The following is a 24,171-nucleotide window of genomic DNA, read 5'->3' as shown; positions in this document are numbered from 1 at the left end:
TCCTCGCCATGAAACATCTCCCTGTGCTGCTCAGCACCGCGCTGCTGCTCAACGCCACGGCCTGCAATTCCAACGACTCGGTGAAGCAGGCCCAACAAGCCAACGAAGCCAAGGCCGACACCGCCACGGCCGCCACCGAAACCGGCAAGTTGGAAGAGAAAAACATGAACTACGACTCCGAATTCCTCACCAAGGCTGCCAGCGGCGGCATGCTGGAAGTGGAGCTGGGCAAGCAGGTGGCCGCCCGTGCCCTCACGCCCGAAGCCAAGCAGTTTGCGCAGCAAATGGTGTCGGACCACACCAAATCGAACGCCGAGCTGATGGCCCTGGCCACCAAGAAGAACATCACCCTGCCCACTGTTCTCGGCGACGACCACGCCAAGGTGCTGAAGGACGTGACCGAGGAAAAAGGCATCAAAATGGACCAGGAATACCTGAAGGAGATGCTGAAAGACCACCAGGAAGACGTGAAGGAATTCACCGACGCCTCCATCAAAGCCTCCGACCCCGACATCAAGGCCTTCGCGGCCAAGAACGTGCCCGTGCTGCAAATGCACCTCGACATGGTGACCAAAATGAAGCCCGCCGTGGATGCCCGCAAATAACCCGGCCCCGCCACCGGCAGTGCCTGAAAGCCCGCTTTGCGAAGCGGGCTTTTTTTGTGCCCGGCAACGGTTCTGCTTACCCCACCGCGGCGGATAAAATACGGGCCGCCGCGCAACAACTTGCCCGTAACGCCCCGTATTACTTGCACTTCCACCTGCCCGGGGCCTCTTCCCGGGTATCCGGGGCAGACTCATCTTCCTTTCCACATCCAACTCCCCTTCCATGAAACGCATCCTCTTTCCTTTGCTGGCCACGGGCCTGTTTGCGCTGGCCTCGTGCGGCGATAACAAAGGCGCCAGCGCCGAAAACGGCAACGCCAGCGACAACACCATGACCAGCTCGGCCACGGGCGGCGACACCGTGTCGGCCACCATGCCGGCCGGCTCCGAAAAACCCGAAAACCAGCCCGGCGCGGCCGGCTCGGCCAAAAGCGACAATGGCAACGGCGCCATGAACGGCACCGAATCGGCCAGCAGCGGCCAGGCCATGGGCGACCCCAACGGCCCCACCGGCCCTCACAAAGACGACAAAGAATTTATGATGACGGCCGCCCACAGCGACCAGAACGAGATTCAGCAAAGCAAAATGGCCCTGGCCAAGGGCGTGACCGGCATGGCCAAGGACATGGCCAACAAGATGATTGCCGACCACACCAAGTCGACGGCCGACCTGAAAGCCATTGCCGCCAAGAAAGGCGTGACCCTGCCCACCGACATGGACGCCGAGCACAAGGCCATGAAACCGGCCATGGAAAAACTCTCGGGCAAGGAGTTCGAAGCCAAGTACATCTCGCAGATGCAGGCCGACCACCAGAAGACGGCCAACACCATGCGCGCCCACGAAAAAATGACTCAGGACCCTGACCTGAAGGCTTTCATCGGCAAAACCGTGCCCGTGGTGGAGCAACACCTGGGCATGGCCATGAAGAGCAGCGACATGAAGATGTAGGCATCAGCTCATCGTTCTATCACCGCACAAAAAAGCCGTTTCGGGAAACCGAGACGGCTTTTTCATGCAGCGCAAATGCTATATTGCGGCATCTGCCTTTGGGCGGATGGCAACTGTATGGATGGCAACGAGAAGGCCCAGCACAACCGCGACGCGTTTCAACTGGAACGCCTGATTCTGTTCACCGATGCGGTGTTTGCCATTGCCATCACGCTGCTCGTGATTGAGCTGAAAGTGCCGGAGTTGGAACACCGCACCGAGCACGAAGCCACCAGCGCGCTGCTGCGGCTGATTCCGAAGTTCATCGGCTTTCTCATCAGCTTCTTCATCATCGCCATTTACTGGACGGCCCACCACCGCATTTTCCGTTTCGTGCGGCACCTCGACAACTCACTGATTTGGCTGAACATGGCGTTTCTGCTGAGCATTGTGCTCATGCCCTTCACCACGGCCTACCAGAGCGAATACGGCATGCTGGCCACGCCCTGGGTGCTCTACAGCGTCAATATCATTGCGACGGGCCTGCTGCAGGCGCGCATCCAAACCTATTTGCGGCACCCGGGCCACGGCCTGGTGGCCGCCCACGAACGTGGCCACCCCGACCTCGACCTGGTGCGCCCGATGATGACGCCCCTGGTGTTTGGGGTGAGCATCGTGCTGGCCTTTTTTGTGCACCCGTGGATGCTGCGCATTATTCCGGGCATTGTGTTCCCGCTGCTGGGCTTTTATTTCGGTCGGCGCCGCCGTCACCTGGAAAAAGCCTATGCCGCGCAGATGGGCGCCACCCACGCGGCGCACGCCTGACCCGTTGCTACTTGCGGGCCGGCCCCACGGCCACGGCTTCCCACTGCAGCTCGTAGGAGTCGCAGCGCAGGGCGTTGATGTTCATGCGGAAGCGGCCGGTAGCGGTTTTGCCCGCAATCTTGCCGCCCAAATCGAAGCACCACGCGGTGGCTCCGCCATTCGGTGGCTCACAAATGCGGCCCGCAATGGTGCCGTTGCTCACGGCAAAGGTGCCTTTGGTGGGGCCGGCGGCGCCCAGCATCTCCAGCTTGCCGTCGCAGCGCCAATAGCCTTTGAAAGTGACGTCGCTGATGGTCTTGCCGTCGGGCGCCAGCACGAAGCTCAAGGTGTTGCCCTTGAGCCCGTTGGTGAACTTGCCCTCGAAGCGGGTGCCAGCCGGGGGCGTGGCGGGATGGGCGGCGCTCAAGGCCGCCAGCAACAGAAACAATAGCATTGCACGCATGGAATGAAAACAAAATGAGGCCGGCAAATAACCATTTGCCGGCCTCATTCGCAACATACCAGGTTGGGGCTAGGCCGTGGCGTACTTGCTGGTGCGCAGCTCCTCGGCCAGGAAGCGGGCGGTGTGGCCCTTGCCGGCCTTGGCCACCTGCTCGGGCGTGCCCTGGGCCACGATGGTGCCGCCGCCCGCGCCGCCCTCGGGGCCGATGTCGATGACGTGGTCGGCTACCTTAATCAGGTCGAGGTTGTGCTCGATGATGAGGACGGTATTGCCCTTGTCGGCCAGCTTCTGGAGCACGTCGGCGAGGTGGTTGATGTCCTCGAAGTGCAGGCCGGTGGTGGGCTCGTCGAGAATGTAGAACGTCTTGCCGGTGTCCTTTTTGCTGAGCTCGGTGGCGAGCTTTACGCGCTGGGCTTCGCCGCCCGAGAGCGTGGTGGCCTGCTGGCCCAGCGTGAGGTAGCCGAGGCCCACGTCGTTCAGGGTCTTGATTTTGCGCAAGATGCGGGGCTGGAACTCGAAGAATTCTACGGCCTTCTCCACGGTCATGTCGAGCACATCGGTGATGGACTTGCCTTTGAAGCGGACTTCCAGCGTTTCGCGGTTATAGCGGCGGCCTTTGCAGGTTTCGCAGGGCACGTGCACGTCGGGCAGGAAGTTCATCTCGATGGTGCGGATGCCCGCGCCCTCGCAGGTTTCGCAGCGCCCGCCCTTCACGTTGAAGGAGAAGCGCCCCGGCCCGTAGCCCCGGATTTTCGCCTCCGCCATCTCGCCAAACAGCTGCCGGATTTCGGTGAACACGCCGGTATAAGTGGCCGGGTTCGAGCGCGGCGTGCGGCCGATGGGCGACTGGTCCACCTCAATCACCTTATCTACCAAATCCAGCCCCTCAATGCTGCCGTAAGCCAGCGGCTCCTTCTTGGAATTGAAAAAGTACTGGTTGAGAATGGGATACAGCGTGTCGTGGATGAGCGTGGACTTGCCCGAGCCCGACACGCCCGTGACGGCCACCAGCTTGCCCAGCGGCACTTTCAGGGTCACGTTTTTCAGGTTGTTGCCCTTGGCGCCTTTCAGCACCAGCTCAGTGCCTTCGCCCTTGCGCTTTTTCTTTTGCAGCTCGATGTGCTTTTGCCCGCTGAGGTACTGTGAGGTGAGCGAGCCCGAGTTGAAAATCTCCTGCGGCGTGCCCGAGGCCACGATGTGGCCGCCGTGGATGCCCGCGCCGGGACCAATGTCGAGCACGTGGTCGGCATTGAGAATCATGTCCTTATCATGCTCCACCACAATCACCGAGTTGCCGATGTCGCGCAGGTGCTGCAGGGCCTTGATGAGCCGCTCGTTATCGCGCTGGTGCAGGCCGATGCTGGGCTCGTCCATGATGTAGAGCACGCCCACGAGCTGGGTACCAATCTGGGTGGCGAGGCGGATGCGCTGGCTTTCGCCGCCGCTGAGCGTGCGCACCGGGCGGTGCAGGTTCAGGTAGTCGAGGCCCACTTCTAGCAGAAAGCCGATGCGCTTGCGGATTTCCTTAAGCAGCTCGCGCGCAATCACGTTCTGGCGGTCCGTCAGACGGTTCTCCAGGCCTTCAAACCAACCAGCCAGCTCGTTCAGGTCCATCACCGACAGTTCGCCGATGTGCTTGCCGTCCATCTTGAAGTGCAGGCTCTCCTTTTTGAGGCGGTAGCCCTGGCATTCCGGGCAGGGCTGGGCCTGCGCGTACTGCGCAATCCATTCCCGAATGTTGTCCGACTCCGAATCCATCTGCCGCCGCAGGAAGGGAATAATGCCCTCGAACGGCTCCGTAAAAGTGCCTTTGCCGCTGTCGGCCTCGTCTTCCGAAATGCCGTGCAGCAGGCGTTTGAGCAACTCTTCGGGCAGCTTTTCAATCGGCGTGTTCAGCGTAGCCTTGTTCTTTTTGAGGATGAGCGAGAGCTGCTGAAAAATCCAGATGTCGCGGAATTCGCCCAGCGGCGCGATGCCGCCGCGCGCAATGCTGAGCTTGCGGTCGGGCAGCACGCTGTCTTCCGTGATTTCCTGCACCTCGCCCAGGCCGTTGCACGTGGGGCAGGCGCCGTAAGGCGAGTTGAAGGAGAACGTATTGGGCGCCGGGTCGTCGTAGGCGATGCCGGTGGCCGGGTCCATCAAAAAGCGCGAGAAGAACTGCGGCTGGGCTTTTTTGGCGTCGGGGTCGAGCACCAGCATGGTGCCTTTGCCGTGCGTGAGGGCGTTTTGCACCGAGCCGCTGAGGCGAAACCGGTCCTCCTCCTTCACCACCAGCCGGTCAATCACGATTTCAATGTCGTGGATTTTGTAGCGGTCCACCTGCATCTTGGGCGTGATGTCGAGAATCTCGCCGTCGACGCGCACTTTGGCGAAGCCCAGCTTGGCAATCTTCTGGAAATCTTCGCGGTAGTGGCCCTTGCGGCCTTTCACCACCGGCGCCAGCACCACCAGCTTCTTGCCGTCGAAGTGCTTGAGGATGTAGTTGATAATCTGGTCGTCGCTCTGCCGAATCATCTTCTTGCCCGTAGCGTAGCTGAAGGCTTCGGCCGTGCGGGCGTAGAGCAGGCGCAGGAAGTCGTAAATCTCGGTGATGGTGCCCACCGTGGAGCGCGGGTTGCGCGAGGTGGTTTTCTGCTCGATGCTGATAACCGGCGACAGGCCCTCAATCTTGTCCACGTCGGGCCGCTCCAGCCCGCCCATGAAGCTGCGCGCGTAGGCCGAAAACGTCTCCATGTAGCGCCGCTGGCCCTCGGCGTAGATGGTATCGAAGGCCAAGCTCGACTTGCCCGAGCCCGAGATGCCCGTGAACACCACCAGCCGGTTGCGCGGAATCTGCACGCTCACGTTTTTGAGGTTGTGCTCGCGGGCGCCGTACACTTCAATGAAAGGCGCTTCGAGGTGCTGCGAGGCGGGGCTGTGCCCGTTGAGCTGGCCGTGCACGTGCCCAGTGGTGGGCCCGGCAGCCGGCATTTCGGCGATGTCGCGCACGGCAGCAGCCGTATCGGCCGCAACGGCGGTAGCGCCGTTTTTGACCGTAGTTTTCGGAGCGGCAGCTTTGGCTTTGGGGGCGGGGGCAACCGGGGTAGCAGTGGATTTTTTGGCCATTCAGGAACGCAGCGAATAATTCTGCAAAAGTACGGGAAACGCCTGCCGCAGGCTAACGTGAAATCCACAGCCGGGAATCCGGCAGTCGGCGGGGCGTCGGCGAACAACACCCACGGGCGCACTTTTGTGCCCGGTTTTTTCAGATGCCGCTGGCGGCCTCCCGGCAAATGTCAACGCCGGGACTTTTATGGCGTACAAGGACGCAGCCTGGCACTGTCCTTGCGTATGCTAGGTTGTTCACCCTTGTTTTTTGCTCGGTCTCATGAAAAAGCTCCCTAATATTCTCTGCGCTTCCTTGGTTGGCCTGTTGGCCCTGAGCGCAGTTCCGGCCCAGGCCCAGGTCAAGCTGCCGCCGTGGCTCGACAAAAACGCGCCCGCTTCGCAGCCAGCACCCCAACCCCAGACCCAGCCCACGGTCATCATCGGCGGCACCAACCCGGTCATCGTCGACCGCGTGCCCACCGACGACCGGTACCGCGACGGCCGCTACCGCAAGGGCATGCCCCCCGGCCAGGCCAAAAAATACGGCTACCGCGCCAACCCCAGCAACGGCGGCCTTCCCCCCGGCCAAGCCAAGAAAATGGGCAGCTACTATCGTGACGACCGCCGCTACGACGACCGCCGCTACAATGACCACGACGACCACGGCCATGGAAAAGGCCACGGCAAAGGCAAACACTAGCCCCGCGCCGCTCGCTAATTGGCAAAGCCCCGCTCCGAAAGCGGGGCTTTGTTGCGTCATAAGGTTTGGCACTTTCCTTGCAAATCAGGCTTAACACTGTTTTTTTTCTGCAAACGCAATGAGCTCATTACCTAAATTTTTGTGCGCCGCGCTGCTGGGCCTGCTGGTGCTCACTGCGGCACCCGCCGCCCAGGCCCAGACCTACGGCCCGCCCGCCTGGGGCCCGCCCGTGCCGCAGGGCACGCAGTTCTACTACATTCCCGAGATTGATGGGTACTACGACCTGTATGCCCAGCAGTACATCGTGTTCCAGAACGGCCAATGGGTGGCGCTGCCGCCCAGCTACTACGACCCCTACCCCTTTCACCCGGTCATTCTCGACTACCGGGGCCGCCAGCCTTGGGTGTTTGTGAATGCCCACCGGGACCGGTACCCGCGCCGCGTGGTGGTGGTGCAGCCGCGCCGCGCCATTCCGCCGGGCCAGGTGCGCCGCGCTTACCGCGACGGCTACCAGCAAGGCCGCTACGAGGACAACCGGGGCCACGGCCACGACAACAACAACGGCCGCGGCCGCTCCCGGCGCGACTAGCCATCCGTGCCGACACAAAAAAGCCCCTGCCAGCGAGCAGGGGCTTTTTTGTGTGCCAGAATGCAGAATTAAAACGCCGCGTTTTTGGGATAGCGCGGGAAGGGAATCACGTCGCGGATGTTGCTCATGCCCGTCACGAACAGCACGAGGCGCTCGAAGCCCAGGCCGAAGCCGGCGTGCGGGGCCGTGCCAAAGCGGCGCGTGTCGAGGTACCAGTCCAGCTCGTCGGCGGGCACGTGCATTTCGGCCATGCGGGTCGTGAGCTTGGCGTAATCCTCCTCGCGCTGCGAGCCGCCGATGATTTCGCCGATGCCGGGAAACAGCACGTCCATGGCGCGCACGGTGCGGCCGTCGTCATCCAGCTTCATGTAGAAGGCTTTGATTTCCTTCGGGTAGTTGGTCAGGATGACGGGCTTCTTGAAGTGCTTCTCCACCAGGTACCGCTCGTGCTCGCTCTGCAGGTCGGTGCCCCAATCGACGGGAAATTCAAACTTCTGCTTGGCCGATTTCAGGATATCCACGGCCTCGGTGTAGGTGAGGCGCTGGAAGGCGTTGTCGATGACAAAGTTGAGGCGGCCCAGCAGCTCCTTGTCGTACTGGTCGTTGAGGAACTGCAGGTCGTCGGCGCAGTGCTCGAGGGCGTAGCGCACCAGGCTTTGGAGGAAGTCCTCGGCCAGGTCCATGTTTTCTTCGAGCTCGTTGAAGGCCACCTCGGGCTCAATCATCCAGAACTCGGCTAGGTGGCGGGCGGTGTTGGAGTTTTCGGCCCGGAAGGTGGGGCCGAAGGTGTAGATGCTGCCCAGGGCCATGGCCGCCAGCTCGCCTTCGAGCTGGCCGCTTACGGTGAGGTTGGTTTGCTTGCCGAAGAAGTCTTCGGAGAAGTCCACCGAGCCGTCGGCGGTGCGGGGCGGGTGCTCGGGCGGCAGCGTGGTCACGCGGAACATCTGGCCCGCGCCCTCGGCGTCGGAGCCGGTGATGATGGGCGTGTGCACGTAGTAGAACCCGTGGCGGTTGAAATAGTCGTGGATAGCAAAGGCCAGCGCGTGGCGCACGCGCAGCACCGCCCCGAAAGTGTTGGTGCGGGGGCGCAGGTGGGCAATCTCGCGCAGGTGCTCCAGCGAGGTGGCTTTCTTCTGCAGCGGGTAGGTTTCGGCGTCGGCCGTGCCCAGCACGGTGATTTCGGTGGCCTGAATTTCCACCGCCTGGCCTTTGCCCTGCGAGGCCACCAGCTGGCCCCGAATGGCCACGCAGGCGCCGTTGCTCACGTCTTTGAGGGTTTCCTCCGGAAAGTTCTCGGCGGCGGCCACGGCCTGAATGGTGTGGATGGTGGAGCCGTCGTTCACGATGATGAACTGCACGTACTTGTTGCCGCGGCGGGAGCGAACCCAGCCTTTGACGAGGACTTCGCGGTCGAGGTCCTGGCTGGCCAGGAGCTCTTTGACGGTGGACCGTTTGAGGGACATATCTTGCGGGGAAGCGGATGAATCGGCAAAGGTAGAACCGTAGCGTGGACTCTGCGAGTCCGCGCCATGCCCAACGTTCGCCCAGGCGCGGACGCGCAGAGCCCACGCTACATCAACTTTTCATGCCAAGTTTTAGTAAAATTGACCGCCGGCCCCTCCTTTCCGTAATTTCGCTACTATGCAACGCCTCGACCTCAAACAGCTCCTTTCCCAAAAGCTTAGCCCGCAGCAGATTCAGTTTATCAAGCTGCTGCAAATTCCGACGGCGGAGCTGGAGACGCGCATCAAGGAAGAGATGGAGGTGAACCCCGCGCTGGAAGAAGACGAGCCCGACGAACCCGAGGACCTGGACCGCGACAGCGACGACGCCGACGATAGCGACGACCCCGACGCCAGCCTCGACAACGACGAGAACACCCTGGACGAGGACTTTGAGGACCGCAGCGGCCAGGACTCGGCCGATGAGATGCCCGAGCCCGACCTGGCGGCGAAAGAAGACCTTGCTTCGACCGACGACGCCCCCGACAACACCGACCTCGACCTGAGCGACTACCTCAACGACGACGAAATAGCCGGCTACAAGATGCAGGGCGACGGCCCCGGCGAGGAAGAGGAGCGCGACACGCCCCTGGCCGACACCAGCGGCTCCTTGCTGGATTCGCTGCTCGACCAGCTGCACTTTGCCGACCTCGACGAGCGCCAAGAGGCCATTGGCCAGCAACTCATCGGCTCGATTGACGGTGACGGCTACATCCGGCGCGACCTCTCGGCCATTGCCAACGACCTGGCCTTTAGCCAGAACCTGGAGGTGACCGTGCCCGAGATTGAGGCCGTGCTGCGCGTGGTGCAGCAGTTCGACCCGCCCGGCATCGCGGCGCGCGACCTGCCCGAGTGCCTGCTGCTGCAGCTGGAGCGCCGCCCGCAGGACGAGAACACCGTGAACGCCGAGCGGATATTGACCGAGACGTTTGAGGAATTCAGCAAGAAGCACTACCCGCGCATTCAGCAGAAGCTGGATTTGGAGGACGACGAGCTGAAGGAGGCCATCAACGTGATTCTGAAGCTGAACCCCAAGCCCGGCGGCAGCGGCCCCAGCGGCCTGGGCAAGACGCAGTACCTGATGCCGGACTTCATTCTGACGAACGACAACGGCGTGCTCAACCTGACCCTGAACGCTCGCAACGCCCCCGAGCTGCGCGTGAGCCCGGCCTACACCGAGATGTTCCGGACCTACGACAAGGCGGCCAAGAAGGACACCAAGATGAAGGAGGCCGTCACGTTCGTGAAGCAGAAGCTGGACTCGGCCAAGTGGTTCATCGACGCCATTCGGCAGCGCCAGAACACGCTGCTGCGCACCATGAACGCCATTGTGGAGCTGCAGCGCGACTTTTTCTTGGAAGGCGACGAGGGCAAGCTCAAGCCGATGATTCTGAAAGACATTGCCCAGCGCATCGGCATGGACATTTCGACGGTGAGCCGGGTGGCCAATTCCAAATCCATTCAGACGGAATTCGGCATCTACCCGCTGAAGTACTTTTTCTCCGAAGGCATCGCCACCGACTCGGGCGAGGACGCCAGCAGCCGCGAGGTGAAAAGCATTCTGAAAGACCTCATCGGCAAGGAAAACAAGGAGCGCCCCCTCAGCGACGACAAGCTGGAAAAGATGCTCAACGCCCGCGGCTACAACATTGCCCGCCGCACCGTGGCCAAGTACCGCGAGCAGCTGAACATTCCGGTGGCGCGCCTGCGCAAGGAGTTGTAGGGAACGGGCGGCGTCTGTCCTGCTTCTTCATTAAGCCGCGCGTCGGCATATTTACGGAGTGAAAACCGACGTCCTGCCCACCGACACTGCCGAGCTGCGTGAATTACTGCTGGCTGAGCGCGCCCGCCGCGAACAAGCCGAGGCCGAGCTGCGGCAGTACCACGCGCTCAGTCGCATCCCGTTGCTGAACCCCAACCCCATTCTGCGGCTCGACGCCACCGGACGGTTGCTGTTTGCCAATGACTCGGCCAGGATGTTGGCCCAGGAGCTCGAAACGACCGGGCCCTCGCGGGTGCGGCCCCAGCTAACGCACGCGGCCACCCAGGCCCTGCGCACGGGCAACGTGGCCCACAGCGAAGTGACGGCCAACGGCCGCCACTACCTGCTCTTCACGGTGCCGGTGGTGGAAGACGAGCACGCCATGCTCTACCTCACCGACGTGACGGCCCAGCGCCAGGCCGAACAGGAAAACCACCAGCAGCGCAACTTCTACGAGACCATTCTGGCCCACCTGCCCGCCGTGGTGACCGTGCTCGACCCCGACCAGCGCTACCGCTACATCAACCCCTATGCCGAGCCCGACCCGGCCAAGCGCCAGGCCCGCATCGGCCTCTCGTTTGCCGAGCACGCGGCCTCCATTGGGCTGCCCGATGCCCTGGTGACGCGCCGCCACCGCTTGTTTGAGCGCGCCGTGAGCAGCCGCGAGATGGTGAGTTGGGAGGAGCGCTGGCCCGGCCCCGACGGCCAAATACAGCTCTACTGGCTGTGCTACTACCACCCCATATTTGGGGCCGACGGGGTACTGCGCGAGGTGATGTGCTACGGGCTCGACATCACCATCCGGCGGCAGGCCGAAGCGCGCATTCGGCAAAACGAGGTCGAAATGAAGGCCCAGCAGGCGTTTACCAACTTGGTGCTCGACCTCAACCCCAACCTCATCTGGGTGCGCGACGCGCAGGGCCGGACCGTGTTCGAAAACGCCGAGATGCGCGCCCAACGCCGCCACATTGCCGAGGTGGCCGGGGCGCCCTCGATGGAGGCGGCCATGAGCAAGGACGAAATTCAGGTGGCCATTCTGGCCGACCAGCAGGTGCTCAACACCGGCCAGTCGCTCACCACGCAAATGTCGGTGAAGCTGGCCAACGGCGAAGTCAAATGGTACCAGACCGTGCGCTGCCCCCTGGTGCCGGCCGACGGCACCATCCAGGTGCTGGGCGTGAGCACCGACATCACGGCCCTGAAAAAGGCCCAGCACGCGGCCGAAGCCGCGGCCACGGCCCGCGAAAACTTCCTGGCCAACATGAGCCACGAAATCCGCACGCCCCTGAACGGCGTGCTGGGCATGACCAACCTGCTGGCCAAAACCGGCCTCAACGAGCAGCAGCACAACTACGCGGCCATCATTCAGCACTCGGGGCGGCACTTGCTGAGCGTGGTGAACGACGTGCTCGACATGGCCAAAATCACCTCCGGCAAGCTGGAGATGGAGCAGTCGGCTTTCAACCTGTGCGACTCGATGCGCAAGGCCGCCGAGCCCCTGGTGATGCAGGCCCAGGAGAAGGGCATTCGGGTGGTGGGCACGATGCTGCGCGACTCCTGCCCCCACCCCTGGGTGCTGGGCGACTCATACCGCCTCAACCAGGTGCTCATCAACCTGCTGTCGAACGCCATCAAGTTCACGCCGGCGGGCGGCACCGTGTCGATAGGCGGCTACTTCGTGAGCGAAACCGAGGACACGCTCACCACCGAGTTTCGGGTTACGGACACGGGCATCGGCATTGCGCCCGACAAGCTGGAAAGCATCTTCCTGGAATTCACCCAGGCCTACGCCGACACCACGCGGCAGTTTGGCGGCACGGGCCTGGGCCTGAGCATCAGCCGGGCGCTGGTGCAGCAGATGGGCGGCCAGCTCACGGTGCAGAGCGAGCAGGGCCAGGGCAGCTCGTTCTCCTTCGTCACCACCCTGCCCAAGGCCAGCCCCGAGGCCCGGCAAGAGGCCCTGGCGCCCCTGGCAGCGGGGCAGGAGGCCGCCGTGCGCGGCACCCGCGTGCTGCTGGTGGAAGACAACCCCGTGAACCGCGAAGTGGCCCAGCTGCTGCTCGAAAGCCACGGCGTGGTGGTGCACGAAGCCGCCAGTGGCCTCGAAGCCCTGGAACAGTTTGAGCAGCACCGCTACGACGTCATTCTGATGGACATTCAGATGCCGGGCATGAACGGCCTGGAAGCCACGGCCCGCATCCGCGCCCACGCCGACCCGGTGAAGGCGGCCACGCCCATTCTGGCCCTCACGGCCAACGCCTTCCGGGCCGACGCCGAGAAGTACGTGGCCGCCGGCATGAACGACACCCTGCCCAAGCCCTTCGACGAGGCCGAGCTGCTCAGCAAGCTGGCCGCGCTGATGGCCGGCGGGAGCAGCCAGCCCGCCGACCGCCGCCCGGCGCCGCCCGCCCCCGCGCCGCTGCCGGCCGCAGCCACAGCCGCCGACCCGCTCTTCGACCTGGCCTTGCTGCGCGAAACGGCTCACGGCAGCACCACTTTCATGAACCGCATCCTGGCTTCGTTTCACACCAACACGCCCGCCAGCGTGGCCGAGCTGCGCACCGCCCTGGCCGCCGCCGACTGGCCCGCCGCCGCCGCCGTGGCCCACAAGCTGCGCCCTTCGCTGCGCCTGATTGGGGCCGCCCAGGTGGTGCCTCACCTCGCCGCCGTGGAAGCCAAGGCCTCGACGGACGCCGAGCGGCAGGCCGGGGCGGAGCAGCTGGTGGCGGGGCTGGAAGCGCTGCTGGCGGGGCTGCCGAAGGAGGTGTAGCGTCGGGGGGCCTACTGACGGGGCGCCTTCCCCTCCGGGCGGCGCGGGTGGGCGCCTCACCCCCCGGCCCCCTCTCCCGAGGGAGAGGGGGAGCCAGATGAGATGCTGCAGCCTTGATGGGGCGGTTGGAGGGCGGCCTGGATTTCGCGCAGCACCTGGGGCAGGTTCGTGAGGATTTGGTCGTTGGGGAAGCGCAGGAGGCGGTAGCCGTGCTCGGCGAGCAGGGCGGTGCGGCCGGCGTCGTAGGCCTGCTGGTCGGGCGGGAGGTGGGCGGCGCCGTCGGCTTCGACCACCAGCCAAGCGTCGAGGCACACAAAGTCCACGACGTAGCGGTCGATGGGGTGCTGGCGGCGGAACTTGGCTCCGATTTTTCCGCCGCGCAGGGCTTGCCACAGGGCTTCTTCGGCCGCGGTGGGCTGTCGGCGCATGGCGCGGGCGCGGCCCTTGAGGTCGAGCCGACCGTACTGGCGCTTGTCGGCGCTCAAGATGTAGTCTTCGCGGTGATGCTCCATGCGTTGGGGAATGGGTGATGGCGGGTTGGGCGTTTAGACGGCGCGCCTTCCCCCCCGGCCCGGGCGGCGCGGGCGTGGCGCCTCACCCCCCGGCCCCCTCTCCCAAGGGAGAGGGGGAGCCTGACGTTGTTGGAGTTGAAATAGATGCTGAAAACATAGTAGAAATATAACTGCGCCGCCGTGGCTCCCCCTCTCCCTTGGGAGAGGGGGCCGGGGGGTGAGGCGCCACGCCCATGCCGCTGGGGGTGGCCACGCCCGCGCCGCCGTGGCTCCCCCTCTCCCTTAGGAGAGGGGGCTGGGGGGTGAGGCGCCACGCCCACGCCGCTGGGGGTGAGGCGCCACGCCCGCGCCGCCCGGGGGGGGAGGCGCTACGCCCGCGCCGCCCGGGGGGTGAGGCGCCCCGTCTGAACGCCCCACACACGCCGCCACCCGCGGCAGCACCCGCCGGCGCACCTACCACGCCACCCGCCACCCGTGGCAGACTACCCCGGCACCGTTCCCACGCCACCCGCCACGCGTGGCAGGGCCTAGAAGCACAGTGCCCCTGCCCGTCGCCACAGGTGGCGGATGGCAGGGGCACATCGGGCAGGGCCCTCGCCACGCGTGGCGAGGGGGCTGGGGTCAGGCCGTAGCGGCGGGGACTTTGGCCGCTTTGTCGCGGCCGGGGTTGCGGTTGGGCAGCAGCCCGTAGTTGAAGTAGAGGTAGGCCTGCTCCGGGTGCTCCCACAGGGCGCCCAGGGCGGTGCAGTGGGTTTGCCAGAGCAGCTGGGTGGCTTGGGCCCACTGCCCGCCGATGCTGCCGATGGTTTCCTTGGCCACTTTCAGGCCGGCGTCTTTGGCGGCGCTGGCGGCCGTGAGCTCGGCCAGCAGGCCGGCGGCCGTGGTGCCGGGGGCGGCGCCCAAGTCGGCGGCGTGGGCCGTGAGGGCCTGGGCAAAGGCCTCGAAGCGCACGGGCAGGTCGGTGGCGTTGGCGTCGGTGAGGTGCATGAGGCCCTGGGGCAGCAGCTCTTTCAGCTTGCCGGGCTGCTGGCGGTAGGCGGGCACCAGCTGCACGGCGTGGGTGTCTTGCACAAACACGCGCATGGCGCGCAGCACGTCCTTCTTGGAGCGGGTGAGGGCCTGGCCGGTGGCGCCCTGCCCTTCGCGCGTCACCACGGCGCCGCCCAGCGCGGTGGCGGCGGCCTGCAGGTCGGCGCTCAGCTTTTTGAGGGCGGGCACGGGGCTGCCGGCCGTGGCCGTGGCGGTGTAGTTCAGGAAGGCCAGAAACGTGGCCCGGCTGCACCGGATGTTGGCGAAATGGTTTTCGTACAGGTCGTGGTAGGGAGCGGCCATAAGCGGTAAAGGGTTGAGGTTAGGTTGTGAGGCGGGAAGGTAGCCGCACGCGTGGACAATAGCTAGCCCTCAGTGATTTACTTGCAAGAGGTTTTCCGTCACCGCACCGGCTGGGCATTTAGAATTTGACGTCGAATCGGCCGTTGGTCACGCGCACGCTGTCGCAACCGGGCTTGTAGAGCGTGAAGGCAAACCGGCCGGCCGCGATGCGCGCCACGGGGTCGAACTTGACCAGCTCTACTTTGCCCGTTGTAAAGTAGTCGCCATCATAAACACAGGGGAGCGCCGCGACGTGGGAATAAAACTGATTTACTCCTGGGGTAAATATGGGAAAAGGCGTTGCGGAAGAGATAATGGCAAAGGTTTGATTGCTTTGAAGCGCACCGTTTAGCGCGATGAGTATTGTACTCATTTCTCCCCCTGCTTCGCCATTTAACCTCGTTGTGCTACCTATAGCTAATTTGGTTGTCGACTGCCAGTCCCCATTGGCGGAAGTTGTGAAAGGCGCGACGTAGGCCTTGCCATTGACCAGGCACCCGAAGGTGCGGGCGCCGGTCTTGGTTTCGGGCGGCAGCAGCGTGAGCGGGTCCTTGGGCGGGTCGGGGGTGGGGTCGTTCTTGCACTTGCTGCACTGGGTGAGCGTGGCCAGGCACAGGTAGAGGAGGAATTTGCGGAGCATACAGCAATATAGCCCCATTTAGCGCCGCCCCACGCGCCACTCCGCCGTCAGTTCGAAGTAGGGCAGCACGCGGGTGGTTTCGCGGTCCAAATCCAGGGCCGAGTAGCTGCTGCCGAGGAAGGTGCCCTTGCCCACGGTGTAGGTGGAAAAGGTGCGCAGCCACTGCAGCCACAGGCTGGCCGTGAGGTTGAAGCCCGCCACCGCGTGCCGCTCCACCGCCACCTCGGGGCCGTGCTGCCGGGTGATGTTGTGCAGGTAGATGAGCTGCGGCGAGGGATTGGCCGCCGTGGCTTCGGGCAGCAGGGCGGCGCGGCCGTAGTTGCGCTGCTCCAGCAGGCGGTAGCCCAGGCGCAGGCTGGTGCTGCCCCGGGGCCCCGCCCACCCCTGCCGCGCCCCCAGGGAGAAGTCGTGCGTCACGCTCGTATCCAGGGGGCTCTCCCGAAACTGGGCCCAGTTGAGCTGGCCCACGCGGTTTTCGCGGCGCACGTAGTCGGCCAGCAGCAGCAGGCGCGGCCGCAGCTGGTAGGTGATGCTCTGGGTTTGCTCCAGCACGCGGCTGGCGCGGTTGCGGGCCTGCTCGGTGGGCTGGTCGCGCACCTGGTAGCTCACCCACAGGTGGTACTGCGAGCGGATGCTCCACTTGCCCGGCGCCCACGTAAAGCCCGGCTCCCAGTGCAGCAGGTGGTCCACGTAGTTCTCCGCGCTCAGCCCGGCCCGGATGAACACCGTCTGGCGGTACTCGCCGGCCACGCCCAGCGTGGTGCGGAAGGCCCCGGCCCAGCGCCCCGTCCAGGTCAGGCGGGCCAGGTGCTGGGCTTCGTCGCGGGTTTGCTGGTTGTCTTTGCTGGGGGCGTCCACGCGCAGCAACTGGGCGGTGCCCACCACGTCGAGCGAGTGCCGCGGCGTGGGCAGCCAAGTCAGGCTGCCCTGCCAGAGGGTGGTTTGCTCGGTGATGTCCTTCACCTGCTCGCGGCTGAGGGCGGCGGCCAGGCGCGGGGCGCTCAGCCGGCGCGAGTTGTCGAGGTAGTAAGCCCGCGTGCGCTCCCGGTAGTTGAACACGATGCTGGCCTGCAGCCGGGGCCGGCCAAAGCGCAGCTCCTGCCGCGTGTCGAGCTCGCGCTGGCGGTAGCCCACGTCCTGCAGCGTGTCGGCGCCCTCGCTCAAGCGCCGGTACAGGAAGGCGCGCGTGGGCAGCAGCACGCTGTTGTCGGAACGCAGGGTGGCGTAGTCGTTCACCTTGTAGGTGGCCCCGGCCTGGGCCAGCACCGTGTCGGACTGAATGCGCTGCACCGAGCCCAGCAGGTAATCTTCGGCGCGGTTGGTGCGGTAGCCCAGCCGGCCCTGCACCGTCACGGGCGCATCGGCCAGGAAAGCCTGCTCGCCGGCGGCTTCGGCCACCAGGCGCTGCATGGTGCGCGGGCCCAGCCGCGAGCGGGTGCCCAGCACGCGCAGGGCCAGCGGCGGCGCCGCGGTGCCGTTGAGGAAATACAGCGCCGCCGCGTCGAAGCCGTAGGCCACGCCGGCGTCGGTGCGGCCGTTGCGGCGGTCGGTGGCCAGGCCGCCCAGCACGGTGAGGTGCAGCTGGGAAAGCGAGTCGGCCGCCCCCGCCGGGCGCAGGCGGCGCTGGTAGCCCAGGCGGCCCAGCCACAGGCCGGTGCGGGTGGCGTTGGCGCGGCTCTGGTCGTAGTGCAATTGCTGACCCAGCTGCCAGTGGTTGGCGGCGTCGAGGGCGAAGACGTGGGCCACGTCGGCCCCATAGTCCTCGCGCACGAAGGGCGGCGTGCCGCGCGAGTCGTAAATCATGTCGGTGCCCACGCGGTAGCGCAGCTGCTGGCGCGGCCCCAGCTGCAGGTAGCCGCGGGCACCGGTGGTTTGCACGAAGGTGCTCACGCCCACCCGCCGGGCCCGGGCCAGCAGGAACAGGGCGGTGTCGGCTCCGGCCGGCCGCAGCCCGCTGAACACCGGCCCAAACGGCGTGGCCCCCACCAGCACCTGGGCCCGGGCCGCCCCACCCCCCACTAGGAAAAACAATAAAATCAGTGCCGCACCGGCGCGCCAAAATCCGGGGCAGTTACCCGCTCCAAACGCCCGCTCACGCACCGAAAACACTGGAATTGCCACGAATAGGCGGCCCCCGAAATGCTGCCTCGCGGAACCGTATCGGGAAGGTAATACATTCGCCTGGGAGGCTCCGCAAATCCTTTTTCGTTAGGTTAGCTGTGCAAAACCGCTTCCCGGTTCCGTTGCAAATCCCGTTATTTGCCAGACCTAGCGCTGTCGTTACGTTTTCATGCTGCCGATACTATGAATAATTATCTTATCCGGAATTTGCTGCTGGCCGTGCCCGCCACGGTGCTGCTGGCGGCCGCGCCGGCCGCCGCCCAACACGTGCAGTGGGCCGCTCGCCTCGTAGCGGTTTCGTCCTACAAAGCCGAAGGCAAAGAGCCCTTCTCGCCCAACCAGGTGCTGAGCGTGCCCAACGCCCTGCCGCTGGGCCAAATCAGCAACGACGCCTGGATTCCGCGCAAAGAAGGACCGAACGAGTTCATCGAAGTGCGCTTTGCCCGCTCCATTCAGGCGCAGCAGGTCACCATCGTGGAAAACTTCAACCCCGGCTCCATCACCAAGGTAGAGCTGGTGGACACCAAGGGCGAGCACCACGAGGTGTACACCAACGCCAACCCCGGCCCGCTGCCCGAAGCCTTCCGCACGCTGGAAGTGCGCTTCCCCCCGGCCGACTACCGCACCCTGGGCGTGAAGGTGTACATGAACACGGCCAAGGTGGAAGGCGTGAACCAGATTGACGCCATCGGCATCGCCGACGTGGCCTCCACCATGGTGAAGCAGGCCTTCGACGCCCCCAAGGGCCCCGACGCCGTGAAGTCCACGCAGTTCGACTCTTCGCTGGTGAACCTGGGCCCGAACGTGAACACGCGCTACGTGGACACCCACCCCGTGATTTCGCCCGACGGCCGCACTCTCTACTTCGCCCGCCAAAGCATGCCCGAAAACGTGGGCGGCGGCCGCGACCCGCAGGACGTGTACTACTCCACGCTGGTGAGCGGCCGCAACAAAACCTGGAGCAAGGCCAAAAACATCGGCGGCCCCATCAACACCCCCGACGACCCAAACGGCCTGGCTTCGGTGTCGGCCAATGGCCAGAGCGCCATCGTCATCAACATCTACAACCGCGACGGCACCATCGACCCGCAGGGCTGCAGCCTCAGCAAGCGCACCCGCATGGGCTGGACGCAGCCGGTGAAGCAGGACATCAAGGACTTCATCAACCTCGACAAGGAGCACGTCGACTTCTTCCTGGCTACCTCGGGCAAGGCCCTGCTCATGGCCGTGGAGCGCCCCGACGGCCTGGGCGGGCAGGACTTGTTCGTGAGCTTCCCGGTGCCCGAAACGCCCAACACCTGGACCAAGCCCAAGAGCCTGGGCCGCACCGTAAACACCGAAAAGTCGGACTTCGCCCCCTTCCTGGCCGCCGACGAAAAGACGCTGTACTTCGCCAGCGACGGCCGCGGCGGCTACGGCAAGTCGGACATTTTCTACACCAAGCGCCTCGACGACAGCTGGACCAACTGGAGCACGCCCCGCAACCTGGGCCCGGTGGTGAACTCGCCCGATTTCGACGCCTACTACACCATTTCGGCCGCCGGCCAGGACGCCTACCTGGTGTCGTCGCGCAACGGCATCGACAACTCCAAGGACATTTTCCGCATCTCGCTGGCCCCGGCCTTCCAGCCCGAAGTGGTGACGCTGGTGACCGGCCAGGTGCTCGACGTGAATACCAAAAAGCCCATCCGGGCCATCATTCACTACGAAAACCTGCTCACGGGCGAAGAAATCGGCGTGACCGAAACCGACCCGCGCGACGGCTCCTACACCATTGTGCTGCCCAGCGGCGTGCAATACGGCATGCGCGCCGAAGCCAAAGGCTACATCTCCGAAAACGCCAGCCTCGACGTGACGGCCAAGGACAAGTACTCGGAGCAGAAGGAAGACCTCTACCTCGTGCCCTTCGACGTGGGCCAGACCGTGAAGCTGAACAACATCTTCTTCCAGCAGAGCAAGTACTACCTCACCACCACCTCCTACCCCGAGCTGGCCCGCCTCATCCGCATCCTGAAGGAGTACCCGTCGGTGGAAATCAAGATTTCGGGTCACACCGACAACCAGGGCGACCCCGCCCTCAACCTCAAGCTGAGCGTGGACCGCGTGAACGAAGTGAAGAAGTACCTCGTGAGCCACGGCATCAACGGCGGCCGCATCACCACCGAAGGCTTCGGCGGCGCCAAGCCCATTGCCAGCAACGACCAGGAAGAAACCCGCGCCAAAAACCGCCGCGTGGAGTTCACCATTACGAAGAAGTAACGCTCGTTCTGACGGGCGCCTCACCCCCTGACCCCCTCTCCAAAATGAGAGGGGGCACCGGAAATGCTCGTTTTAGCTTTAACACAAAAAAGGCCCGCTGCTCAGCGGGCCTTTTTACATTTTCAGTCGTTACACCCGAACCGGTGCCCCCTCTCTTTTTGGAGAGGGGGTCAGGGGGTGAGGCGCCCGTCAGGACTGCCGCCCCTCTTCCCGGCCCGGCTTGATGCTGCCGCTGCCACTGCCGCCGGGGTTGGCAATGGAGTCGCGCATTTCGGTATCGGCCTGCACGTTGCGCATTTTGTAGTAGTCCATCACGCCCAGGTTGCCGCTGCGGAAGGCTTCGGCAATGGCTTTGGGGATTTCGGCTTCGGCTTCCACCACGCGGGCTTTGGCGTCCTGGGTTTTGGCGCGGTTTTCCTGCTCCATGGCCACGGCCATGGCGCGGCGCTCTTCGGCGCGGGCCTCGGCCACGCGCAGGTCGGCGCTGGCCTGGTCGGTTTGGAGCTTGGCGCCGATGTTTTCCCCGATGTCGACGTCGGCGATGTCGATGGACAGGATTTCGAAGGCGGTGCCGGCGTCGAGGCCTTTGGATAGCACCAGCTTGGAAATCTTGTCGGGGTTTTCCAGCACTTCCTTGTGCGATTTTGAGGAGCCAATGCTTGTCACGATGCCCTCGCCCACGCGGGCCAGAATGGTTTCTTCGCCGGCGCCGCCCACCAGCTGCGCAATGTTGGCCCGCACCGTGACGCGGGCAATGACGATGAGCTGAATGCCGTCCTGCGACACGGCGGCCACGCTGGGCGTGTTTATCACCTTGGGGTTGACGCTCGTGGTCACGGCCTCAAACACGTTGCGGCCGGCCAGGTCGATGGCTGTGGCCTGCTTGAAGCTGAGCGGAATGTTGGCCTTGTCGGCCGAAATCAGGGCCTTGATGACGCTGGGCACGTTGCCCCCCGCCAGGAAGTGTGTTTCCAAATCGTTGGCCGTGAGCTGCAAACCGGCCTTGGTGGAGGTGATGAGCGAGTTGACGATGAGCGACGGCGGCACCTTGCGCACCCGCATAAACGCCAACTGGAACAAGCTCACCCGCACCCCCGAAAAAATAGCCGTGACCCACAGGCTAATCGGGAAGAAATACAGGAACACCAGCAGCACAACGGCTGCTATGGCCAAGGGAAAGATGGGAAAATTCATGGCGTAAAGTAACGCCGAATTTCACACCGCCCTTACGCCGCGGCCACCACAATGCGGTTGTGCTCAATGCCTAGCACCCGCACCTCGTGCCCCGAGGCCACAAACTCGCCCCGCGTTACCGCTTCCCGCCGCTCGGTGCCGAACAGCACCGTGCCCGCCGGGCGCAGCGCCGACAGCGTGCGGCCCACCGTGCCGGGCGCCACATCGGGCCAGCGCGCGTCGCGCACCGAGGCGTCGTTGACGTTGGTGAGGGCCACGCGGGCCAGGTTTTTGGGCCGCAGCCCCACGTACACTATCAGCCCGGCCAGCGCTACCACGCCCACCAGCGCGTAGTGGCCCACGGGCGTGCCCAGGTCGCGGTAGCCCAGCCACACGCCCACCACCAGCAGCACAAACCCCACAATGCCCACAATGGTGGTACCGGGAATGAAAATGACTTCGGCCGCCACGAAAAGCAGGCCGAACAGCAACAGCAGCGCAATGGTGAGCCAGGGCATGAGCGTCAGGGAATTGTTTACCTAAAGATACGCAACCAGCCCCCCAAAGGCCATAGCTGCCGCGGGGGCGCTTACTGTTTGGCTGCAACCGGGCTGTTTTCTACGAAGGCCGGCAGCCGGCCATCGGAGCTGTCAATGCCCACAATGTCGAGCAGGTCTTCGTAGTAAGCGGCCACTTGCTGGCGGTCTTCCAGCGACTTGGCTATCGGGCTGAGGCGGTTCAAGCCCGCGTCTACGCTCTTAAAATAGGCTTCCTTGCTAGGGCTTTGCGAGGTAATCGCCAAAAATTCTGCCGTCGACTGCGCCAAAATGCGGTTCAGCATGGGCCGAGCTTCAACCGGCAACGTTTCGGCGCGCTTGCCGATGACCACCGCTTCTTGGGTCTGCTTGAGCACTCGCTCCAATTTTGCGGCAGCTTTGGCTGGCACTTCAATGGCCGCAGTGGTTTGGGCATAGCCGGAGCTGGCTGCTAGGACGAGTAAGCTGAGTAGAAAAATACGCATCGGAACACGGCTTAATGGGCCGCGCAACGATGCGCGACCCAATGCCATATGAAGGTACTATTCTATTTTAAAATATCACTATCAGTAAGAAAGATTTATTTTTAAACAAGAATATTCCTCAATAAGCCCGGGCAAAATAAGCCCGCCGAACGCTCGGCTTGCCTGTCACCATGCACACGCCGTCTTCGTCGGGCTCGGCCAAGGCCAGGCAGCGCACGGTGGCTTTGGTTTCTTCCTTGATGCGCTCCTCAGTTTCGGAGGTGCCGTCGTAGTGCGCCAGCAGGAAGCCGGGCTCCTCGTCCAGCATCCGCTTGAACTCGTCGTAGCTATCCACGCGGGTGGTGTGCGTTTCGCGGAACTTCAGCGCCTTGTTGTAGATGTTGGTCTGAATGTCGGTCAGCAGTTGGTCGACGCTGGCCACGATGTCGGCCAGCGGCAGGCTCATCTTCTCCTTGGTGTCGCGGCGGGCCACTTCCACGGTGCCGGCGTCCAGGTCGCGCGCGCCGATGGCCAAGCGCACGGGCACGCCCTTCATTTCCCACTCGGCAAACTTGAAGCCGGGGCGCTCGGTGTCGCGGCTGTCCACCTTCACGGCAATGCCGCGGGCAATAAGGCCCTGCTGAATGGGCCGGATGCGCTCCAACAGCGCGTCGAGCTCGCCGGTTTTGTAGATGGGCACGATGACCACCTGAATGGGCGCCAGCTTGGGCGGCAGCACCAGGCCTTCGTCGTCGGAGTGCGCCATCACGAGGGCGCCCATCAGGCGGGTGCTCACGCCCCAGCTGGTGCCCCACACGTGCTCGAGGCCGCCTTCCTTGTTGGCAAACTGCACGTCGAACGCCTTGGCGAAGTTTTGGCCCAGGAAGTGGCTGGTGCCGGCCTGCAAGGCCTTGCCGTCCTGCATCAGCGCCTCAATACAGTAGGTGTCTTCGGCGCCGGCAAACCGCTCGTTGGGGGTTTTCACGCCCTTCACCACGGGCAGGGCCATGTGCTCTTCGGCAAATTCGGCGTACACGTCCAGCATCTGGCGGGTTTCGGCCACGGCTTCCTCGGCGGTGGCGTGGGCGGTGTGCCCTTCCTGCCACAGGAATTCGGCGGTGCGCAGAAACAGGCGCGTGCGCATTTCCCAGCGCACCACGTTGGCCCACTGGTTGATGAGCAGCGGCAGGTCGCGGTAGCTCTGAATCCAGTTTTTGTAGGTACTCCAGATGATGGCCTCCGAGGTGGGGCGCACCACCAATTCTTCTTCCAGTTTGGCGTTGGGGTCGACGCGCAGCTTGCCGGGGCGGTCGGGGTCGGTTTGGAGGCGGTAGTGCGTCACCACGGCGCACTCTTTGGCAAAGCCTTCGGCGTTTTTCTCCTCGGCTTCGAACAAGCTTTTGGGGACGAAGAGCGGGAAATAAGCATTTTCGTGGCCGGTGCGCTTAAACATGTCGTCGAGCTGGCGCTGCATTTTTTCCCAAATGGCATAGCCGTAGGGCTTAATCACCATGCAGCCGCGCACGGCCGAATTCTCGGCCAGGCCCGCGCGCTTCACTAACTCGTTGTACCAGAGAGAATAATCTTCTTGGCGGGTAGGCAACTTTTTGCTCATGGAAGGCATCTTAGGGGTAAATGAAAAAGTTCCCAACTCTGGTACAAGATTTGAACTGACCAAGTGGCACCGTTTCGATGCCAAATTACGTTAGGAATAAGTGGACCTGATAAGGGCACGCACCAAGGCCTTGGGCTGGTATCCAGCAGTCGTTGCAACACCCCCTTATCTTTCTGCTTGTTAAAGTCTCATCGAGTCTTCCCGTGTTCATACCCTTTCCATCATTTGCGTTGTTACTTTACTACTATTGATGCGCTCCTCCCACTCTTC

At 63.9% G+C, this 24,171-nt stretch carries 19 protein-coding genes; 8 read left to right on the top strand and 11 right to left on the bottom strand.

The window, feature by feature from the left end; genetic code table 11:
- Window positions 1-8: 8 nt before the first annotated feature.
- The 3 genes from IC234_RS13235 to IC234_RS13225 all read left to right on the top strand — a co-directional run bounded on the left by IC234_RS13235 (window position 9) and on the right by IC234_RS13225 (window position 2,358).
- Complete coding sequence (locus tag IC234_RS13235; protein WP_190925362.1) at window positions 9-605, top strand: DUF4142 domain-containing protein; 597 nt, start codon at window positions 9-11, stop codon at window positions 603-605.
- Between the two features lie 223 nt (window positions 606-828).
- Window positions 829-1,554: a DUF4142 domain-containing protein gene (locus tag IC234_RS13230; RefSeq protein WP_190925359.1), complete on the top strand. Its 726-nt coding sequence runs from the start codon at window positions 829-831 to the stop codon at window positions 1,552-1,554.
- A 117-nt stretch (window positions 1,555-1,671) separates the two neighbouring features.
- Window positions 1,672-2,358 carry a TMEM175 family protein gene (locus IC234_RS13225; protein WP_190925357.1) on the top strand — a complete coding sequence of 229 codons (687 nt, stop codon included), beginning with the start codon at window positions 1,672-1,674 and terminating at the stop codon, window positions 2,356-2,358.
- A 7-nt stretch (window positions 2,359-2,365) separates the two neighbouring features.
- On the opposite strand, the gene IC234_RS13220 is transcribed toward IC234_RS13225, so the two are convergent.
- Together IC234_RS13220 and uvrA are read right to left on the bottom strand one after the other, a co-directional pair.
- Window positions 2,366-2,800 (bottom strand): hypothetical protein, encoded by a 435-nt coding sequence (locus tag IC234_RS13220; RefSeq protein WP_190925355.1) that lies wholly within the window; start codon window positions 2,798-2,800, stop codon window positions 2,366-2,368.
- A 69-nt stretch (window positions 2,801-2,869) separates the two neighbouring features.
- The gene (uvrA, locus tag IC234_RS13215; RefSeq protein ID WP_223827667.1) at window positions 2,870-5,905 is read right to left on the bottom strand and encodes an excinuclease ABC subunit UvrA; all 3,036 of its coding nucleotides are present in this window, start codon (window positions 5,903-5,905) and stop codon (window positions 2,870-2,872) included.
- Between the two features lie 262 nt (window positions 5,906-6,167).
- Here uvrA and IC234_RS13210 point away from each other — a divergent pair, with 262 nt between their 5' ends.
- Together IC234_RS13210 and IC234_RS13205 are read left to right on the top strand one after the other, a co-directional pair.
- Window positions 6,168-6,587: a hypothetical protein gene (locus tag IC234_RS13210; RefSeq protein WP_190925353.1), complete on the top strand. Its 420-nt coding sequence runs from the start codon at window positions 6,168-6,170 to the stop codon at window positions 6,585-6,587.
- A gap of 118 nt (window positions 6,588-6,705) precedes the next feature.
- Window positions 6,706-7,176, top strand: a complete 471-nt coding sequence (locus IC234_RS13205; protein WP_190925351.1) for a hypothetical protein — start codon at window positions 6,706-6,708, stop codon at window positions 7,174-7,176.
- Between the two features lie 68 nt (window positions 7,177-7,244).
- Here the strand turns inward: IC234_RS13205 and asnS are convergent, their stop codons facing one another.
- Window positions 7,245-8,639, bottom strand: a complete 1,395-nt coding sequence (asnS, locus tag IC234_RS13200; RefSeq protein ID WP_190925349.1) for an asparagine--tRNA ligase — start codon at window positions 8,637-8,639, stop codon at window positions 7,245-7,247.
- 178 nt (window positions 8,640-8,817) lie between these two features.
- On the opposite strand from asnS, the gene rpoN reads away from it, so the two are divergent.
- Together rpoN and IC234_RS13190 are read left to right on the top strand one after the other, a co-directional pair.
- Window positions 8,818-10,401, top strand: coding sequence for an RNA polymerase factor sigma-54 (rpoN, locus tag IC234_RS13195; protein ID WP_190925347.1), 1,584 nt, complete (start codon window positions 8,818-8,820; stop codon window positions 10,399-10,401).
- A 58-nt stretch (window positions 10,402-10,459) separates the two neighbouring features.
- A complete protein-coding gene (locus IC234_RS13190) occupies window positions 10,460-13,210 on the top strand; it encodes a response regulator (RefSeq protein WP_190925345.1) in 2,751 nt (916 codons plus the stop codon).
- A 56-nt stretch (window positions 13,211-13,266) separates the two neighbouring features.
- On the opposite strand, the gene IC234_RS13185 is transcribed toward IC234_RS13190, so the two are convergent.
- The 4 genes from IC234_RS13185 to IC234_RS13170 all read right to left on the bottom strand — a co-directional run bounded on the left by IC234_RS13185 (window position 13,267) and on the right by IC234_RS13170 (window position 17,764).
- On the bottom strand, window positions 13,267-13,722 hold the full coding sequence (locus IC234_RS13185) for an endonuclease domain-containing protein (RefSeq protein ID WP_190925343.1): 456 nt from the start codon (window positions 13,720-13,722) through the stop codon (window positions 13,267-13,269).
- A gap of 621 nt (window positions 13,723-14,343) precedes the next feature.
- The gene (locus IC234_RS13180; protein WP_190925341.1) at window positions 14,344-15,054 is read right to left on the bottom strand and encodes a hypothetical protein; all 711 of its coding nucleotides are present in this window, start codon (window positions 15,052-15,054) and stop codon (window positions 14,344-14,346) included.
- Between the two features lie 118 nt (window positions 15,055-15,172).
- Window positions 15,173-15,733: a hypothetical protein gene (locus IC234_RS13175; RefSeq protein ID WP_190925339.1), complete on the bottom strand. Its 561-nt coding sequence runs from the start codon at window positions 15,731-15,733 to the stop codon at window positions 15,173-15,175.
- A gap of 18 nt (window positions 15,734-15,751) precedes the next feature.
- Entirely contained in the window at window positions 15,752-17,764 is a 2,013-nt protein-coding gene (locus tag IC234_RS13170) for a hypothetical protein (RefSeq protein ID WP_190925337.1), read from the bottom strand.
- Window positions 17,765-18,037: 273 nt separating this feature from the next.
- On the opposite strand from IC234_RS13170, the gene IC234_RS13165 reads away from it, so the two are divergent.
- Window positions 18,038-20,113 (top strand): OmpA family protein, encoded by a 2,076-nt coding sequence (locus IC234_RS13165; protein ID WP_190925334.1) that lies wholly within the window; start codon window positions 18,038-18,040, stop codon window positions 20,111-20,113.
- A 189-nt stretch (window positions 20,114-20,302) separates the two neighbouring features.
- On the opposite strand, the gene floA is transcribed toward IC234_RS13165, so the two are convergent.
- The 4 genes from floA to proS all read right to left on the bottom strand — a co-directional run bounded on the left by floA (window position 20,303) and on the right by proS (window position 23,901).
- On the bottom strand, window positions 20,303-21,307 hold the full coding sequence (gene floA, locus IC234_RS13160; RefSeq protein ID WP_190925331.1) for a flotillin-like protein FloA: 1,005 nt from the start codon (window positions 21,305-21,307) through the stop codon (window positions 20,303-20,305).
- Window positions 21,308-21,339: 32 nt separating this feature from the next.
- Entirely contained in the window at window positions 21,340-21,804 is a 465-nt protein-coding gene (locus tag IC234_RS13155) for an NfeD family protein (protein WP_190925329.1), read from the bottom strand.
- Between the two features lie 71 nt (window positions 21,805-21,875).
- On the bottom strand, window positions 21,876-22,355 hold the full coding sequence (locus IC234_RS13150; protein WP_190925327.1) for a DUF4844 domain-containing protein: 480 nt from the start codon (window positions 22,353-22,355) through the stop codon (window positions 21,876-21,878).
- Between the two features lie 70 nt (window positions 22,356-22,425).
- The gene (proS, locus tag IC234_RS13145) at window positions 22,426-23,901 is read right to left on the bottom strand and encodes a proline--tRNA ligase (protein ID WP_190925326.1); all 1,476 of its coding nucleotides are present in this window, start codon (window positions 23,899-23,901) and stop codon (window positions 22,426-22,428) included.
- Window positions 23,902-24,171: the final 270 nt, after the last annotated feature.

The sequence above is a fragment of the Hymenobacter armeniacus genome (assembly GCF_014699055.1).
Lineage (GTDB): Bacteria > Bacteroidota > Bacteroidia > Cytophagales > Hymenobacteraceae > Hymenobacter > Hymenobacter armeniacus.
Note: the sequence above shows the minus strand (reverse complement) of the source record. Positions and strands in the feature narration are given on the sequence as shown.